This window comes from Phreatobacter sp., assembly GCF_051860605.1.
In the GTDB taxonomy this organism is placed as follows: domain Bacteria; phylum Pseudomonadota; class Alphaproteobacteria; order Rhizobiales; family Phreatobacteraceae; genus Phreatobacter.
Genome location: NZ_JBHYDR010000003.1, coordinates 78,414 through 93,403, shown reverse-complemented (window position 1 = coordinate 93,403; position 14,990 = coordinate 78,414). Strand labels below are relative to the sequence as shown.

General features: G+C 68.5%; 20 protein-coding genes. 8 read left to right on the top strand and 12 right to left on the bottom strand.

Going from position 1 to position 14,990, the window contains the following annotated elements; genetic code table 11:
• Nucleotides 1–215 precede the first annotated feature (215 nt).
• Complete coding sequence (locus ACTIFS_RS05950) at nt 216–1,127, bottom strand: MBL fold metallo-hydrolase (RefSeq protein ID WP_439573142.1); 912 nt, start codon at nt 1,125–1,127, stop codon at nt 216–218.
• A gap of 133 nt (nt 1,128–1,260) precedes the next feature.
• Here ACTIFS_RS05950 and ACTIFS_RS05945 point away from each other — a divergent pair, with 133 nt between their 5' ends.
• Nucleotides 1,261–1,848 (top strand): biotin transporter BioY, encoded by a 588-nt coding sequence (locus ACTIFS_RS05945; RefSeq protein ID WP_439573141.1) that lies wholly within the window; start codon nt 1,261–1,263, stop codon nt 1,846–1,848.
• On the opposite strand, the gene ACTIFS_RS05940 is transcribed toward ACTIFS_RS05945, so the two are convergent.
• The 5 genes from ACTIFS_RS05940 to fabA form a co-directional block, all read right to left on the bottom strand.
• Nucleotides 1,845–2,762, bottom strand: a complete 918-nt coding sequence (locus tag ACTIFS_RS05940) for an FkbM family methyltransferase (RefSeq protein ID WP_439573140.1) — start codon at nt 2,760–2,762, stop codon at nt 1,845–1,847. The genes ACTIFS_RS05945 and ACTIFS_RS05940 overlap by 4 nt on opposite strands.
• A 13-nt stretch (nt 2,763–2,775) precedes the next feature.
• Nucleotides 2,776–4,224, bottom strand: coding sequence for a protein adenylyltransferase SelO family protein (locus ACTIFS_RS05935; RefSeq protein WP_439573139.1), 1,449 nt, complete (start codon nt 4,222–4,224; stop codon nt 2,776–2,778).
• 56 nt (nt 4,225–4,280) lie between these two features.
• Entirely contained in the window at nt 4,281–5,138 is an 858-nt protein-coding gene (gene fabI / locus ACTIFS_RS05930) for an enoyl-ACP reductase FabI (RefSeq protein WP_439573138.1), read from the bottom strand.
• A 186-nt stretch (nt 5,139–5,324) separates the two neighbouring features.
• A complete protein-coding gene (gene fabB, locus ACTIFS_RS05925) occupies nt 5,325–6,551 on the bottom strand; it encodes a beta-ketoacyl-ACP synthase I (protein ID WP_439573137.1) in 1,227 nt (408 codons plus the stop codon).
• Nucleotides 6,552–6,596: 45 nt separating this feature from the next.
• Nucleotides 6,597–7,109, bottom strand: coding sequence for a bifunctional 3-hydroxydecanoyl-ACP dehydratase/trans-2-decenoyl-ACP isomerase (gene fabA / locus ACTIFS_RS05920; protein ID WP_439573136.1), 513 nt, complete (start codon nt 7,107–7,109; stop codon nt 6,597–6,599).
• Nucleotides 7,110–7,420: 311 nt separating this feature from the next.
• Between fabA and irr the strand changes: the two genes are divergently transcribed.
• Both irr and ACTIFS_RS05910 read left to right on the top strand, forming a co-directional pair.
• Entirely contained in the window at nt 7,421–7,906 is a 486-nt protein-coding gene (irr, locus tag ACTIFS_RS05915) for a Fur family transcriptional regulator Irr (RefSeq protein ID WP_439573516.1), read from the top strand.
• A gap of 18 nt (nt 7,907–7,924) precedes the next feature.
• Nucleotides 7,925–8,554, top strand: a complete 630-nt coding sequence (locus ACTIFS_RS05910; protein ID WP_439573135.1) for a pyroglutamyl-peptidase I family protein — start codon at nt 7,925–7,927, stop codon at nt 8,552–8,554.
• Nucleotides 8,555–8,559: 5 nt separating this feature from the next.
• Here the strand turns inward: ACTIFS_RS05910 and ACTIFS_RS05905 are convergent, their stop codons facing one another.
• Entirely contained in the window at nt 8,560–9,318 is a 759-nt protein-coding gene (locus tag ACTIFS_RS05905) for a metallophosphoesterase family protein (RefSeq protein ID WP_439573134.1), read from the bottom strand.
• 131 nt (nt 9,319–9,449) lie between these two features.
• Between ACTIFS_RS05905 and ACTIFS_RS05900 the strand changes: the two genes are divergently transcribed.
• Entirely contained in the window at nt 9,450–10,784 is a 1,335-nt protein-coding gene (locus ACTIFS_RS05900) for a TIGR03808 family TAT-translocated repetitive protein (protein WP_439573133.1), read from the top strand.
• Between the two features lie 36 nt (nt 10,785–10,820).
• On the opposite strand, the gene ACTIFS_RS05895 is transcribed toward ACTIFS_RS05900, so the two are convergent.
• The 3 genes from ACTIFS_RS05895 to ACTIFS_RS05885 form a co-directional block, all read right to left on the bottom strand.
• Nucleotides 10,821–11,195 carry a hypothetical protein gene (locus ACTIFS_RS05895; protein ID WP_439573132.1) on the bottom strand — a complete coding sequence of 125 codons (375 nt, stop codon included), beginning with the start codon at nt 11,193–11,195 and terminating at the stop codon, nt 10,821–10,823.
• Between the two features lie 59 nt (nt 11,196–11,254).
• Entirely contained in the window at nt 11,255–11,629 is a 375-nt protein-coding gene (locus ACTIFS_RS05890) for a hypothetical protein (protein ID WP_439573131.1), read from the bottom strand.
• Nucleotides 11,630–11,747: 118 nt separating this feature from the next.
• Complete coding sequence (locus ACTIFS_RS05885) at nt 11,748–12,104, bottom strand: hypothetical protein (protein ID WP_439573130.1); 357 nt, start codon at nt 12,102–12,104, stop codon at nt 11,748–11,750.
• Nucleotides 12,105–12,360: 256 nt separating this feature from the next.
• On the opposite strand from ACTIFS_RS05885, the gene ACTIFS_RS05880 reads away from it, so the two are divergent.
• Complete coding sequence (locus tag ACTIFS_RS05880) at nt 12,361–12,744, top strand: hypothetical protein (RefSeq protein ID WP_439573129.1); 384 nt, start codon at nt 12,361–12,363, stop codon at nt 12,742–12,744.
• A 67-nt stretch (nt 12,745–12,811) separates the two neighbouring features.
• Here ACTIFS_RS05880 and ACTIFS_RS05875 read toward each other — a convergent pair whose 3' ends face one another.
• Nucleotides 12,812–13,174: a hypothetical protein gene (locus ACTIFS_RS05875; protein WP_439573128.1), complete on the bottom strand. Its 363-nt coding sequence runs from the start codon at nt 13,172–13,174 to the stop codon at nt 12,812–12,814.
• A gap of 177 nt (nt 13,175–13,351) precedes the next feature.
• Between ACTIFS_RS05875 and ACTIFS_RS05870 the strand changes: the two genes are divergently transcribed.
• The 3 genes from ACTIFS_RS05870 to ACTIFS_RS05860 all read left to right on the top strand — a co-directional run bounded on the left by ACTIFS_RS05870 (nt 13,352) and on the right by ACTIFS_RS05860 (nt 14,601).
• Complete coding sequence (locus ACTIFS_RS05870) at nt 13,352–13,792, top strand: hypothetical protein (RefSeq protein WP_439573127.1); 441 nt, start codon at nt 13,352–13,354, stop codon at nt 13,790–13,792.
• Nucleotides 13,789–13,941: a hypothetical protein gene (locus tag ACTIFS_RS05865; protein WP_439573126.1), complete on the top strand. Its 153-nt coding sequence runs from the start codon at nt 13,789–13,791 to the stop codon at nt 13,939–13,941. Before ACTIFS_RS05870 ends, ACTIFS_RS05865 begins: the two co-directional genes overlap by 4 nt.
• 81 nt (nt 13,942–14,022) lie before the next feature.
• Nucleotides 14,023–14,601 (top strand): gamma carbonic anhydrase family protein, encoded by a 579-nt coding sequence (locus ACTIFS_RS05860; protein WP_439573125.1) that lies wholly within the window; start codon nt 14,023–14,025, stop codon nt 14,599–14,601.
• A gap of 40 nt (nt 14,602–14,641) precedes the next feature.
• Here ACTIFS_RS05860 and ACTIFS_RS05855 read toward each other — a convergent pair whose 3' ends face one another.
• The gene (locus ACTIFS_RS05855) at nt 14,642–14,890 is read right to left on the bottom strand and encodes a hypothetical protein (RefSeq protein ID WP_439573124.1); all 249 of its coding nucleotides are present in this window, start codon (nt 14,888–14,890) and stop codon (nt 14,642–14,644) included.
• Nucleotides 14,891–14,990 lie beyond the last annotated feature (100 nt).

Sequence of the window (14,990 nt, the reverse complement as noted above, 5' to 3'; positions counted from 1 at the left end):
TTGCATCAGGCTCTTGCGTCCTTCCAGGCTCACTGTCGTTCGCACCTCAGGATGAGGAGGCTGGCCGATGGCACCGGGTCAGCGAGGCTGCGGCACGGCCCCTCGTCAACCCCGATGCAGGACCAAACCTCCAAATCCTGAGGTGTGAGGGCGTCAGCCCGAGCCTCGAAGGACACAGGGACCGGCGTGCAAAAGATCGACCGTCCGTCCTCGCCTCAGCCCGGCCTGAATGCGCCGGAAAGCGTCGGCGCGCCGTCGGTGGCCACCAGCCCCTTGGCCAGCAGGTCTTCCAGGTGGGCGAAGACCGACAGCCCGGCCGCCCCCTTCAGCCGCGGATCGAGCCCCTCGTAGATCGCGGCGACGATATCGGGGATCAGCCGGTCGCCGGCCTCGATGCGCTTGAGGATCGAGGCCTCGCGCAGCCGTCGGTGATGGGACAGCGCCCGCATGAATTTCGCTGGCTCGCGCACCGGCCCGCCATGGCCCGGCCAGAAGATGCGCTCGTCGCGCCCGCGCAGCTTGTCCAGCGAGGCCATGTAGTCGCCCATGGACCCGTCCGGCGGCGCGACGATGGAGGTCGACCAGGCCATGACATGGTCGCCGGAGAACAGCGTCTCCTCCTCGGCGAGCGCGAAGGCCATGTGATTGGCGGTGTGGCCGGGGGTGAACACCGCCTCGAGCGTCCAGCCCGTGCCGGCGACGATGGCGCCGTCCTGCACCGCGACATCCGGCACGAAGTCCCGGTCGCCTGAAGCGTCCAGCGCATTGGTCTCGCCGAGATTGAGCGGCCGGGCCGCCCGGTGCGGTCCTTCGGCATAGACCGGCGCGCCGGTCGCGGCCTTGACGGCCGGCGTTGCCGGCGAATGGTCGCGGTGTGTGTGGGTGACCAGGATCGCCTCGACCTGCTCGCCCTTCACGGCCTCCAGGACCGCGCGCACATGAGCCGGGTCGTCCGGGCCGGGATCGATGATCGCCACGCGGCCGGTGCCGACGATGTAGGTCACCGTGCCCCTGTAGGTGAAGGGTCCGGGATTGTCGCAGAGCACGCGGCGGATCAGCGGAGAAAGCTGCTCGACCCGGCCGGGAATGGCCGCGTCCTCGCGCTCGAAGGGAATGTCATCGGCCATTGGACCTCTGTCAAAACGCCGGACGGGCTGCTCTTGCAGCGCAGCATGGCCGTGGGCTAGCTGGGGCAGGCCACCATGCCGGCGGGCAAATGACAAGCTGACCCAACGGCATAGACCCTCGAAGGATATGCGCATGACCCTTTCCGTCCCCCACCCGACCCTTGCCGCCGCCGTCTGGCCGGCCGGCTCAGCCGGCCTCCTGCGGGCCGGCCTGCTGGTTGCCGGCGGCATCTGCCTGATCACCGCCGGGGCCAAGGCGAGCCTGCCGTTCTGGCCGGTGCCGCTCACGCTGCAGACGCTGGCGATCTCCGTGGTGGCGGCGGCCTACGGGTTCCGGCTGGGTCTGGTGACGGTCCTGGCCTATCTCGGGGCCGGCCTTGCCGGCGCGCCGGTCTTCGCCGGCTGGACCACGGGCATCGCGCCGTTCATGGGGCCGACCGGCGGCTTCCTCGCCGGCTTCCTCCTGATGGCGGCGATTATCGGCGCCGCGGCCGATCGGGGCTGGGACCGGGCCTGGCCGAAGATTCTCGTCGCCATGGCGGTGGCGAACGTCATCATCTTCCTGCCCGGCCTTCTCTGGCTCGGCACCTTCACCGGCTACGGCGAGAAGCTCCTGGCGGCCGGCCTGACGCCGTTCATCCTCGGCACAGCCGTGAAGACCGCGCTTGGCGCGGCGCTCATGCCGGCCGCATGGGCGCTCGTCACGCGCCTCGGCCGCTAGGCCGGTTCCACCACGTAGCCGCCATCGAACATGGAGGCGATGCGGGCAAGCGCTGCCCGTGTCGCCTCGCTGTCGGCATCCGTGCCCGCTGGCAGCGCGGCTGCGAGAACCGCCGGATCGAGATCGGCAAGGCGTGGCAGCAGGGCAGGGTCGAGGTGCCGCGCCAGCGCGTGATCGGGGTGGCGCTCGTCGTGATCGGCCGGCCCGTATTCGCCGAGGTGCAGCACGGCATTCCATGGGGTCGGCTCGCGCGGCAGGCGCTCGGCGAGCCCGGCGTCCTCCCCGGCCAGGTAGAAGCGGTTCAGGCCGTCGAACAGCACGTCGCGATAGCCCGCGGCCGTCAGCAGCGGCGCGAATTCGGCCGACCCGTCGGCCATGGTCCACGGCGCGACAGCCTCGATGACGACGACGCGGGGGCGGAAACGATCCCAGTCATTGCCGGCGAGAACATCGGTCTCGGCGCCCTCGACGTCGATCTTGAGGAAGTCGATCCGCTGTGGCGCATGGGCGGCACACAGCCCGGCGAGCGTGGTCACCGGCAGCCTGCGGCGCGTCGTGGCGATGCCCGCCGCCTCCGCCGCCTCGGCATTGGGACCGACCGTGGTCGACAGCCCGTGAAAGCGGTCCGCCTGGAAGAAGTCGGCCTCCCCTGTCTGCCGTCCGCACAGCGCCTGGACAACGATGTCGCGCGGCCGGAACCGGCCATAGGCGGCGGCGAGAGCGTTCTGCGGCTCGACGACGATGCCGCGCCAGCCGCGCTCGTAGAACCAGAACGAGACATTGTCGGCCACGGCATGGCCGCCGCCGATATCGATGTAGAACCCTTCGGACACCCCCTCCAGCAGGAGCGACAGGTGATAGTCCTCCAGATTCTGGGCATAGGAGAAGAAGCGCGGCTGCTGCTGGCTGGTCATCGAAGCTCCGTCCTCATGCGCCCGCCCCGTCCGGTCCGCGCTCCGGCCTGATGTCGAAAGCCTTCCGCGCCCGCTCGATATGGTCAAGTTTCGCCGCGAACAGGCTCCAGTCATCCTTTTCGGCGATCGCTGCCCACAAGCCCTCGACCTCCTCGATGAGCAGGGTGGCGGGGCCTTCACCGTCGAAATAGGCGGCAGCGGCGGGCGCCCTCTCACGCGGCGCATGGGCCGAAAGGGCACCGAACAGCCGCTCGAACGCCTCGCCCTGGTAGAGGCTCGATTGCGGACCGGCCAGGGCGAAGTCGCGGCGCGATGCCCCGCCATGCCAGTCGAATACGGTGCGCTCGAACGCCGCCTGCGATTTCAGGAGGAACTGGAAGAAAGCAGCCGCCAGCTCATCGTCGGCATCCTCGCCGCCCTCGGTCACACCGAGGCGGGCACAGACCGCGCGCCTCAAACCCGCATGGAAGGCGGGGGCATAGGTCTTCAGCGCGGTCTCAAGCTCGGCCACGGGAGCAACCAGTGTCAGGCATTCGGCAAAGCGCTCGAGGTTCCAGGCAATGGCGCCGGGCTGGCGACCGAAGGCGTAGAGCCCGGTCTGGTCGAAATAGGCGGCCGTGAAATTGGGATCGTAGCGCGGCAGGAAGCGCCACGGCCCGTAGTCGAAGCTCTCGCCGGTGATGACGCAATTGTCGGTGTTGAGCACGCCATGGACGAAGCCTGCCGCCATCCACTCGGCTACCATGGCGCCGGACGCGCGGGCGGCGGCCTCCAGAAGGGCCGGAGCCTCCTTCGCGATATCGCCGCCGCGTGCCGCCTGCGGATGGTAGTGCCGCACGCAATGGGCGACGAGCCGGGTGATCCGCGCCTGGTCGTTCTCGGCGAGAAGGCGCTGGAAGGTGCCGAAGCGGATATGGCTGTGCGACAGCCGCACCAGCACGGATGAGCGGGTGGGCGAGGGCTCGTCGTTGCGCTCCAGCGCCTCGCCGGTCTCGATCAGCGAGAAGCTCTTCGAGGTGTAGACCCCGAAGGCCTCCAGAAGCGCCGTGGCCAGCACCTCGCGCACGCCGCCCTTCAGGGTCAGCCGGCCATCGCCGAAACGGGAATAGGGCGTCCGGCCGGAGCCCTTGGTGCCGAGATCCAGCAGGCGTCCCTCGCCGTCCACCAGCTGCGCGAACAGGAAGCCGCGGCCGTCGCCGATGTCCGGATTGTAGGAGCGGAACTGGTGGCCGTGATAGCGCAGCGCCAGCGGTTCGCGCAGGGTGTCCGGCAGGGGCTCGAAGCGGCCGAAATGACCGATCCACTGCGCATCGTCGAGATGGCCGAGGCCGACAGCTTCCGCCCAGCGCTGGTTGCGGTAGCGCAGGATGGCTTGCGGGAACCGGGCCGCCTCCACGGCATCGAAGAAGCCGGGTCCGAGATCGGCATGGGCGGTCGAGGGACGGTAGGGTGCGGGGGACATCCCTTACCCTATAGCCGATCGGCTCCCGATCCGCTCCTGCGCCTGGCGTGAACGGCCTATTCCGCCGCCTCGCCGGCTGCCCGGCTGGCCGCATCCTCCACCGCCTGCTCGGCGGCATCGAGGGTCTTCAGCGCCTCGGGCCGCGGCATGGAGATGATGTTGTAGCCGGAATCGACGTGGTGGATCTCGCCGGTGACGCCGCCTGAGAGATCGGAGAGCAGGTAAAGGGCCGATCCGCCGATATCGTCGAGCGAGACGGTGCGCCGGAGCGGGGCATGGCGCTTCTGGAAGTTGAACATCAGCCGCGCGTCAGAAATGCCGGCGCCGGCCAGCGTGCGCACCGGGCCCGGCGAGAGCGCGTTCACGCGGATGCCGAGCGGGCCGTAATCGGCGGCAAGGTAGCGCACGGAGGCCTCGAGCCCCGCCTTGGCAACGCCCATCACGTTGTAATTGGGCATGACCCGCGTCGAGCCGCCATAGGTGAGCGTCAGCAGGGTGCCGCCCGGCTGCATCAGCGCCGCCGCCCGCCGGGCGATCTCCGTGAAGGAGAAGCAGGAGATCACCATGGTGCGCGAGAAATTCTCGCGCGAGGTGTCGGCGTACCGCCCCTTCAACTCGCTCTTGTCGGAAAAACCGATGGCATGGACAACGAAGTCGAGACCGCCCCAGGTCTCGGCCAGCTTGGCGAAGGTGGCATCGACCGTGGCAATGTCCTCCACGTCGCACGGCAGGACCAGCGTCGAGCCGATGCTGTCGGCGAGCGGGCGCACGCGCTTGCCCAGCGCATCGCCCTGATAGGTGAAGGCAAGCTCAGCGCCGTGCGCCGCGAGCGTGCGGGCAATGCCCCAGGCAATGGAGTGGTCGTTGGCCACGCCCATGATCAGGCCGCGCCGGCCCTGCATCAAAGCGGTCACGCAGGGGCTCCTCGGGTCAGTGGAAGGGGTGCCGGGATGAGCCGCCGGGGCCGGTCCGACAAGTCGGAGGCGGGGATGCGCAAAGCGGTCTGTCCACATGGCCGTCCGCACCGTTGGGGCGATCCCACGCGGCTTGCCATGAGTCTGCGACCGGGCCGTGACGGCATCGACCTCACGCGACCTCCCTCACGCATCGACATGCTTGAAGACGATGGTCGCGTTGGTGCCGCCGAAGCCGAAGGAGTTCGACAGCACGCAGCCGAGATTGGCGTTGTCGATGCGCTGGCGGACGATGTTCATGTCCGCCACCTCCGGGTCGAGCTCCTCGATATGGGCGCTCTCGCAGATGAAGCCGTTGTTCATCATCAGCAGCGAGTAGATCGCCTCCTGCACGCCGGTGGCGCCCAGCGAGTGGCCGGTGAGCGACTTGGTGGCCGAGATCGGCGGGCTCCTGTCGGCTCCGCCGAACACCTCGCGGATGGCCTCGATTTCCTTCACGTCGCCGACCGGGGTCGAGGTGCCGTGCGGATTGATATAGTCGACCTTCGGGCCGACGCCCTCCAGGGCCATCTTCATGCAGCGCACCGCGCCCTCGCCCGAAGGCGCGACCATGTCGTGGCCGTCGGACGTGGCGCCGTAGCCGACGATCTCGCCGTAGATCTTCGCGCCGCGGGCCTTCGCGTGCTCATATTCCTCCAGCACCAGCACGCCTGCGCCGCCGGCGATCACGAAGCCGTCGCGGTTGGCATCATAGGCGCGCGAGGCGGTGGTCGGCCGGTCGTTGAACTTGGACGACATGGCGCCCATGGCGTCGAACAGCACGGACAATGTCCAGTCCAGCTCCTCGCAGCCGCCGGCGAAGATCATGTCCTGCTTGCCCCACTGGATCAACTCGTAGGCGTTGCCGATGCAGTGGTTGGAGGTCGCGCAGGCGGACGAGATCGAATAGTTGACGCCCTTGATCTTGAACCAGGTGGCGAGGGTCGCGGACGCGGTCGACGACATCGCCTTCGGCACGGCGAAGGGGCCGACGCGCTTGGAATTGCCGCTCTCCTTCGCCTTCTCGTAGGCGTCGATCTGGGCGCGCGTGGAGGGGCCGCCCGAGCCCATGATGATGCCGGTGCGGTGGCTGGTGATGTCGGCCGTCTCGAGGCCGGCATCGAGGATCGCCTGATCCATCGCGACATGGTTCCAGCCCGAGCCGCCGCCGTGGAAGCGCATGGCCCGGCGGTCGAGGATCGTCGCGGGATCGAGCGATGGCGCTCCGGAAACCTGCGACCGGAAGCCATGGTCGACGAAGCTCGAATCCAGCGCGATGCCGCTTCTGGCTTCGCGCAGGGAGGCCAGCACCTCGTTGGAATTGTTGCCGATGGACGAGACGATGCCCATCCCGGTGACGACGACGCGGCGCATGGCGGCCTCTCCTGCTTGGACCGGCCGAAGCCGGGAAACGACGAATCAGGTGGCGGAGCCGAACAGGCCCACGCGCATGTCCTTGACCTCGTATATGCGCTTGCCATCGGCTTCCAGCCAGCCGTCGGCGATGCCAAGATTCAGCTTCGACTTGAAGATGCGCTTGAAGTCGACGCCATAGACCACCGATTTCGTGGTCGGCAGCACCTGCTCGGAGAACTTCACCTCGCCGACGCCCAGGGCCCGCCCGCGGCCGGGCAGGCCGAGCCAACCGAGGTGGAAGCCGGTGAGTTGCCACAGCGCGTCCAGCCCCAGGCAGCCCGGCATGACCGGGTCACCCTTGAAGTGACAGGCGAAAAACCAGAGTTCCGGGTTCACATCGAGCTCGGCCACCACATGGCCCTTGCCATTGGCGCCGCCGGTCTCGCCAATCGAGGTGATCCGGTCGAACATCAGCATGGGCGGAAGCGGCAGTTGCGCATTGCCGGCGCCGAACAGTTCGCCCCGCCCGCAGGCCAGAAGATCCTCGTAGGTGAAACTCGACTTGCGCTCGGTCATTGCCCGCTGTGTCCGCCCCTGCACCCGCCCGATCCGCCGGGCCCGTCGGTCCGGTGTCTAACACAGGGGTTCCGACCGGGCAAAAGTCCGCATCCCGCCATGTGGGGAAGACCCAGTCATGCCGACATTTTCTTGAATGATTCCAGTTTGGAATAAGCCGTGGCACGGACGGGCCCGGGTGTGCTATGCGCCTTCATTGCCTCGCGAGAGCCTTGCGAAGGCCTGTGCCAGTTCCTAGACTTGATCCAATGACCATCCGGACCCTTATCGACCGCACCTATCGCGAGGTGGCCCCGGCCACCGAGGCCAAGATGTCGGCACAGGAGCGCGTCAAGCAGCTCCAGAAGACCGGCTGCCCGATCCATGACGTGCGGACCATGCTGCGCGAGGTGGGCCTGCGCCCGACGCGCCAGCGCATGGCGCTCGGCTGGATTCTCTTTGCCCGCGGCGACCGCCATGTGACGGCCGAAATGCTGTTCGACGAAGCGAACAAGGCGCGCGTGCCGGTGTCGCTGGCCACCGTCTACAACACGCTGCATCAGTTCACCGAGGCCGGCCTCCTGCGCGAGATCGCGGTGGACGGATCCAAGGCCTATTTCGATACCAACCTGGCGGATCACCACCATTTTATCGTCGAGGGCGAAACCACCGTCTTCGACATTCCCGGCTCGCATGTCGGCGTCGACAAGCTGCCCGAGGCCCCCGAGGGCTACGAGGTCGCCCGCGTCGACGTGGTGGTGCGTCTGCGTCGCAAGGACGGTCAGGACAGTTCGGTGCCGGCCGGCGGCGAGGCCTGAACGGCCGCGGCGGCCAGCATGCGCACGCTGCTCGTCGCTGGTTTCGGTCCGTTTCCCGGCTGGGAGAACAATCCGACCCCTGCCATGGTCCGGGCCGCCGCGCGGCTGAGGCTGCCGGGCATTCGTATCGTTCCCCACCTCTTCAACACGGTCTATGTGGAGGTCGCGCGCGACCTGCCGGCCCTGATCGCCCGGCACCGCCCGGACGCCGTGCTGCTGTTCGGCCTTGCCGGGCGCACCCGCCATGTCCGCATCGAGCGCTTCGCCCACAACGTCACGACGCGGCGGTTGCCGGATGCATCCGGCGCCTTCCACCACTCTGCGGACATCGCGGCGGATGGCCCCTGGCGGATGCCGACGGCCATGCGCACCGGCGTGCTCGTCCAGGCCCTGCGGCGGGCCGGCCTCAATGCCAGGCCATCCCAGTCGGCCGGTGAATATCTCTGCAACTTCTCCTACTGGCTGGCGCTGGAGGCGGTCAGGCGCGGCGAGGTGAAGCGGGCGCTGTTCGTCCATGTGCCGCTGCCGCCGCGCCGCCCGCGCGGGCCGGGGACGGCGGGCAGACCGCTGCCGCTCGCCCGAAGGCTCGATTCAGTCGATCTTGATGAGGTGGCCGTCATGGCGGTGCGGGCCTTGGCGGGACGCTGAGGCCGTCAGCCCATCGTGCCGGTCGCAAGAGCCAGGGCCCAGTCCGGCCTGCCGAGCTCGGTCGCACGCGCCGCGGCCCGCGACCAGTCATAGGGGATCGCCCGAAGGTCAATGCCGGCGACCGCCCCGCCGGCAATCGTCACGAGCGCATAGCGCGCATGGGGCGAGCCGGCTTCGGATACGTGCGGGCTTGGCGGGGTGGGGTCGGAATAGGCCGGCAGGCCGACGCTGCCGGGGTTCAGCACCACGGTCGCGCTCCCTGGAAGGGTGACGAGACCGGGCTGGTGGGTGTGGGCGCACAGGATCAGCCCGGCATCGCCGGATGCGCCAAGGCGGCCGGCAATCGCGGCCGGACCGGACGGCCTGAGGCCGCCGTCGGCAATCTCGTGCATGAGATAGCCATTGTCGTCCGAAGGCGTGCCATGGAAGGCGCGCACGGCGAGTCCGCCGGCCTCGAAAGCCAGTTCCATCGGAAGGGCGCCGAGCCAGTCGCGCTGCTCCGGCGTCAGCGCATCATGGGCAATGGCGTCCGAGGGATACATCGCCTCCCGGGCGGTCGTTGCGACCCAGCGGTCGTGGTTGCCGCGCACGGTGGCAAGGTTCATCGGCAGGAGCCGCTCAAGCGTTTCGCGCGGCCACAGGGGACCGGAGACGACGTCGCCGAGATTGACGATCCGATCGGTGCTGGTGGCGGCAATATCGGCCAGCACCGCCTCGATCGCGACGGCGTTTCCATGGATGTCGGCGATGATGGCGAGGCGCATGGCGATTCCCGTTCGGTCGTCACCATGGTGGCTGACCACATGGACAGGCCGCAAGGCTGCAGCCATCCCGTTCCGGCACAGCGGCCACCGGCATGGCTCTTGCGCAGGCCCGTGCCAGCACCGGAGGTTTCATGCCCATCGCCCGCCGCTCGTTCCTGCTCGCCGCCGCCGCGGCGTTGGCCGTTCCCGTTTCCGCCCGCGCGGCGGGGATGGACGGACAGGCGTTCGGCCTGCGCGCGGGCGCGCGCGAGGACCAGACGCGCGCCCTCCAGCGCGCCGTGGAGACCGCTGCCGGCGCCCGGATGCCGCTGCGACTTGCCCCCGGCCTCTACCGGGTCGGCGAGGTGAGGCTGCCGCCGCAGACGCAGATCATCGGCGTGCGCGGGCAGACCCGGCTGGTGTACCAGTCCGGGACGGCCTGCCTGTCGGCGGCGCGTGCCGACGGCATCACGCTGTCCGGTCTGGTCATCGACGGTGGCGCCCGCCCGCTCCCCGAACGGCGGGGCCTGATCGTGCTGACCAATGGCCGGGGCGTGCGCGTGGAGGACTGCGAACTGTCCGGCTCCACCCAGAACGGCCTGGTTCTGGAGGGGATTGAGGGCCTCGTCACCGGCAACACGATCGTCGGCAGCGCCAAGGCCGGCATCTTCGCGCTCGACAGCCGCGGCCTGACGCTCGCCCGCAATGCCGTCCGCGGCTCGGCCAACAATGGCATCCTCGTCTGGCGGTCTGAGCCCGGCGATGACGGAACCCGCGTGGAAGCCAACCGCATCGAGGAGACCGGCGCCCGCGACGGCGGCTCGGGCCAGAACGGAAATGCCATCAACGTGTTCCGCGCCGACAATGTCAGCGTGGCCGGCAACCATATCCGCAGCGCGGCCTTCTCCGCGATCCGTGCCAATGCCGCCGGCAATGTCTCGATCACCGGCAACAGTTGCGCCGCCCTCGGCGAGGTGGCGATCTATGTCGAACTCGGCTCGGAGGGAGCGGTGGTCGCCAGCAATATCGTCGATGGTGCCGCGCTCGGCATCGTCGCGACCAATTTCAACCATGGCGGCCGGCTCGCCAACATCCACGGCAACATCGTGCGCAACCTGGTCGGCCGCCGCCCAACCGGCACCGATCCGGGCGATGCGGCCGGCATCGGCATCTCGGCCGAGGCCGATGCGGTGATTGCCGCCAATGTCGTGGAGGGGGCGCCGACCGCAGGTATCCAGATCGGCTGGGGCCAGTATCTGCGCGACGTCTCGGTCACTGGAAACGTCGTGAAGGGCGCCCCTGTCGGCATCGCGGTGTCCGTGGCGCCCGGCGCCGGTCACGCGCTGATCGCCAACAACCTCGTGCAGGGCGCGCGCACCGGCGCGGTGGTGGGGATGGAATGGCACCGGCCGGTGACCGGCGACCTCACCCGCGAAGGTGTTGGCCGCCATGCCCAGCTCACCGTCACCGGAAATCAGGTGCGCTGACGCGGCCCGCAGGTGCGCTGACGCGGCCCAAATGCGCTACCAGGCGGCTTCGACCCTGGTCTGCCCGTCAGCGGCCCTGAAGATGCGGTAGGTCATCGGCACGGACCGGCCGGTCCCGTCGGTCAGCGTCGCCTTGCACTGGCGTTCGCCCTCCGGCGCGACCACCGGCAGCCGCATACGAACACGCGGCTGGACGACACCTCTCTCGACCGCCATGCCTGTCAGCGTCACGCGGACCTTGCTGGACAGGCAGGTCGGAAGGGCATCGCCTGTGCTGGGCATGACCTGTCCGTAGATGAGAGCGCCGCCGATCAGGGTAACGCTGATCAGTCCGGTGGTGATCGCCTTCGGCATGATTGCCGAAACCAGGCCATCGAAAATGCTGTCGAGGATCATGTCAAAGACGGGCATAATGGCGTTCTCCTGTCGGATGGCCTGAAATGTCGGCGGAGAGGTCCGCCTGTGATGTCTCAGATGCGGTTCCACTGCGCCGCGACTTCCGTGCGGCCTGCGTCATTGCGGTAAATGCGATAGGTGACCTGCGAGGTCGCACCGGCGGCATTGGTGAGGGTCGCCGAGCAGGTGCGCTGGTCAACCGCCTCCGCGCTCTGCCGGGCTCCTGACAGCTTCGGGCCAGCCACACCCTCGCCGCGCGCGATGGCCAGGACCGTTTTTTCGATGTTGGAGGCCGTGCAGCTGGGCAGGCTGGTATCGAGCGCCTGGTAGATCCGCGTGGCGTTCACGGCCAGAACGCCGATGCCGATGATGACAAGCGCCACGTTCAGGATGATCGTGCCGAGTTTGGTGGTGCCGGCTTCGGTCTGGTGGATCGTCTGATCGGTCATGGCGTCCTCCTGTGTGATGCGTTCACACTGGAGGGGACGGCCCCATGCCGCTATTGCGTCGGGTTGCTTCGGGTTGCGGCGAACTGCAGGTGGCGCAACGCGCAGCCCGCCGCTGCCGTCAGATCCGCTGCCACTGGGCCGCGATCTGGGTCTTCCGGTCGTCGCTGCGATAGATCCGGATGGTCATCTGGCTGGTGGCGCCCGCCTCGTTGGTCAGCGTCGCCGTGCAGCGGCGCTCGTCGATGGCATCGGCGGTCTGGACCAGATCGGTCACCTTCGGGCCCTGCACGCCCTGTTCGCGGGCGATCCTGACCAGTGTCGAGCTGACGTTGGAGGCCGTGCAGGACGGCAGGCTCGTGTCGAAGAAGCGGAAGAGTGCCACCGCGCCGGTCAGGATGCCGGCCCCGATGAGGAACCAGTTGGCAGGCGTCTTCCAACGCGACGGCTTCGCCTCGGCCGGATTCTCGATGGTCATGCAAGTCTCCCGTCATAGCCCTCGTCATCATGACCTAACGTCAGTCGTGGTGCCAGTTGTGATCTGATGGCGGGAGCCATGCAGGGCGCCGGCCATGGACTGGCAGCGACCCGCCCCGGCCATGCCGGTGGCAGCTGATTCCGAATGCGGTTGCTCTCGTCCCGATCTATCGTGTCGCAGTTGTCCTGCAGCGACAGCGTGCAGAATGGGATCGGTTAGCGCGTGCTGACGATTGGTTCGTGAAGCAGGAGCGATCATGGGCAAATGGGACTGGTTATATATCGCCGTGCTGGTTGGCGCCCTGCTCATCAGCTACTTCGGCGGCTTCTCCATGGTCGTCGGCGCGCTCCTGCTCGTCGTGATGGGACTAGGTTGGAAGGTCAAAAAGCTTCTGGAGGAGGCCGATGAGCTGAAAATGCTCCTCAGCAAGTCTGTTGCCGCCGAAAGGCAGATCGCTGCCGAATTGAGAGAGCACCAGAAGAATGCCCAATGGCATGCAGGCAATGCGTCGAATTGTCAGGCGCAGCTGGCAAAAAGTGAGGCGGAACTTGTCGCCCTGACCGCTCAGATCAAGGAAAGAGATGAACTGATTTCATCTCTGTCAAAAGGCGACGGGACCGATCGCGAAGGTCGAACGTGAGGCGGCCGGGAGGTGCGGCCGGCGGCGTCAGAGCCGCACGGGCGTGATCGTTTGGCCAGGCACGCTCTCAGAACCGGGGCGGCAGGGCGCCTACCCTCAAGCGGCCCTCCGCATCGCGGTAGACCTGGACGGACATGGCCGCACTGGCCCCGGCCGCATTGGTCACCGTGGCCAGGCAATCACGCCGCGTCGCGGTTTCGCCAACCTGACGGAAATCGGACATCTGCGGCCCGGCAATGCCGAAATCCCTGGCGAAAGCCAGTGCGGCGCGTTCGACGCGCGAGGAGGTGCAGGCCGGCAGGCGGTCGTCCAGCAGGCGATGGGCGGTGACCCCCACGATCAGGACAAGGCCGAGGCCCATCAGCAGCCTGGGCAGTTTTCCCGGGCGTCGGCGCCCCGGCGCGGGAGGGGTCGGGTCCGGCTGGCTCATGACATCGGGCCTCCGCAGGGCACTGGCTGGATGAACCGGCCGGCGGCCGGCGGCCATTGCGGGTGGATGCACCGGATTGGCGCTGGCTTGCAATGCCGGCTTCGATCCGCCGCGTTAACCATTCGTTAGGCGGATCGGTCCACGGTCGGTGAAAGCCCGCTCTCTAGGGAGGCGCCCATGCGTGCGCTCGCCCCGGCGCTCGTCGCCCTCGTCATCGCTCTGGCTCCCGCCGCCGCAGCCGACTGCACGCCCGAAGTGCTGGAGCGCTTCGGCGCCGAGGCCATGGTGGCCGACCACGACCTGCGCCATGACGGCGTCGCCACGCTCGGCGCCTGCGCGGCGATGGCCCGCGACCAGCTGCGCAATACCGGCGAGATCGAGAACCGGCTGATGGACCAGATCGCCACCCTGGCCGGCCGGACGGCGCTGGCAAGCTATGCGGCGGACGAGATACCCGTGCCGCCGGCCCCGCTGGTCGAACTGCTCGCCGGGTCGTTCCGCCAGCTCTATCCCCACCTCAGGAACCTGCCGGAGAACCAGAGCGAGGCCGCCATGCGGGCACTGGTCTTCCACCTCATGGACCGTTCAGGCCCTCAGACCACCGGGAGCATCCGATGACCGCCGATGAGCGCGACCTGCCGGTGATGATCGCGCCACCGCTTGCGCCCGATGCGAGCTTCGACGCCGACGTGGCTGCGGCCTTCGGTGCGGCCTGGCTTGGCGGGCCCCGCGACCAGGCGGCCGAACCGCCGAGCCGGGCGGCCTGAGCCCCTCCATCTGCCGACTTGCCGGCCCGCCGGCCTGCCGGCACGCTGACATCGGCCCAAGTCGGCGGCCGGGGAGGGATCATGCTGAAGGGATCGGACGTCGCCCGTTCGGGTCCGCTGGTTGCGATCGACGACGAGGCCTTCGTCCATCCCACGGCGCAGATCTATGGCAAGGTGAGCCTATCGGCCGGGGCCTCGGTCTGGTCGAACGCCGTCATCCGCGCGGAAATGCACGAGGTGGTGATCGGCCCGCGCAGCAACATCCAGGATTTCGTCATGATCCATGTCGGCAACGGCATGGGCACGCGCGTCGGCGCCGATTGCTCGATCACCCATCATGTGACGCTGCACGGCTGTTCCGTCGGCGACAACGTCCTGGTCGGCATCGGAGCCACCATCATGGACGGGTCGGTGATCGGAGAGAACTCGATCATCGCCGGCGGCTCCTTCCTGAAGGAGGGCACGGTGATCCCGCCGAACTCCATCGTGGCCGGCGTGCCGGCGGTGGTGAAGGCGACGCGCGATTCCAGCGCGGCCAACCGGTTCAACGCCTGGATCTATGTCGAGAATGCCGCGGCCTATGTCCGCGGCGAGCACCGCCGCTGGAACGACCTCGATCTGACGGCCGCCGCGGCGCGCTTCGGCTTCGTGCGAGGCTGAGCAGACCGGACATTGCCACCGGTCTGATGCGGCCCCGCGCTCAGCCGCCGCGGGCGTCGATTACCGCGCGGCAGGCGGGCGACAGGTCCGCCCGGTTCCGGGAGAGGCAGGCGTGCATGTCCGCGGGGCGACCGATGGCGGACGAACACAGGCGCAGTCCATCCGCGCGGCAGGCGGCCTGCTCCTGCGCGGTGGGCGCCTGGGCCGTGGGAGCCTGGGCCGTGAGAGCCTGGGCAAGGGCGGCGGCCGGCAGCAGCGCCAGCATGGTGGCCAGACCGATTGCGCGCATCGTGCACCCCTCCTGTTGCGAGGCGCCCTCGGGCCGCCGGGCCCCGGACACACGGGAAGGCTAGCAAGGATGGCCGTGGCTGCAACCGGCGGTTTGTCGC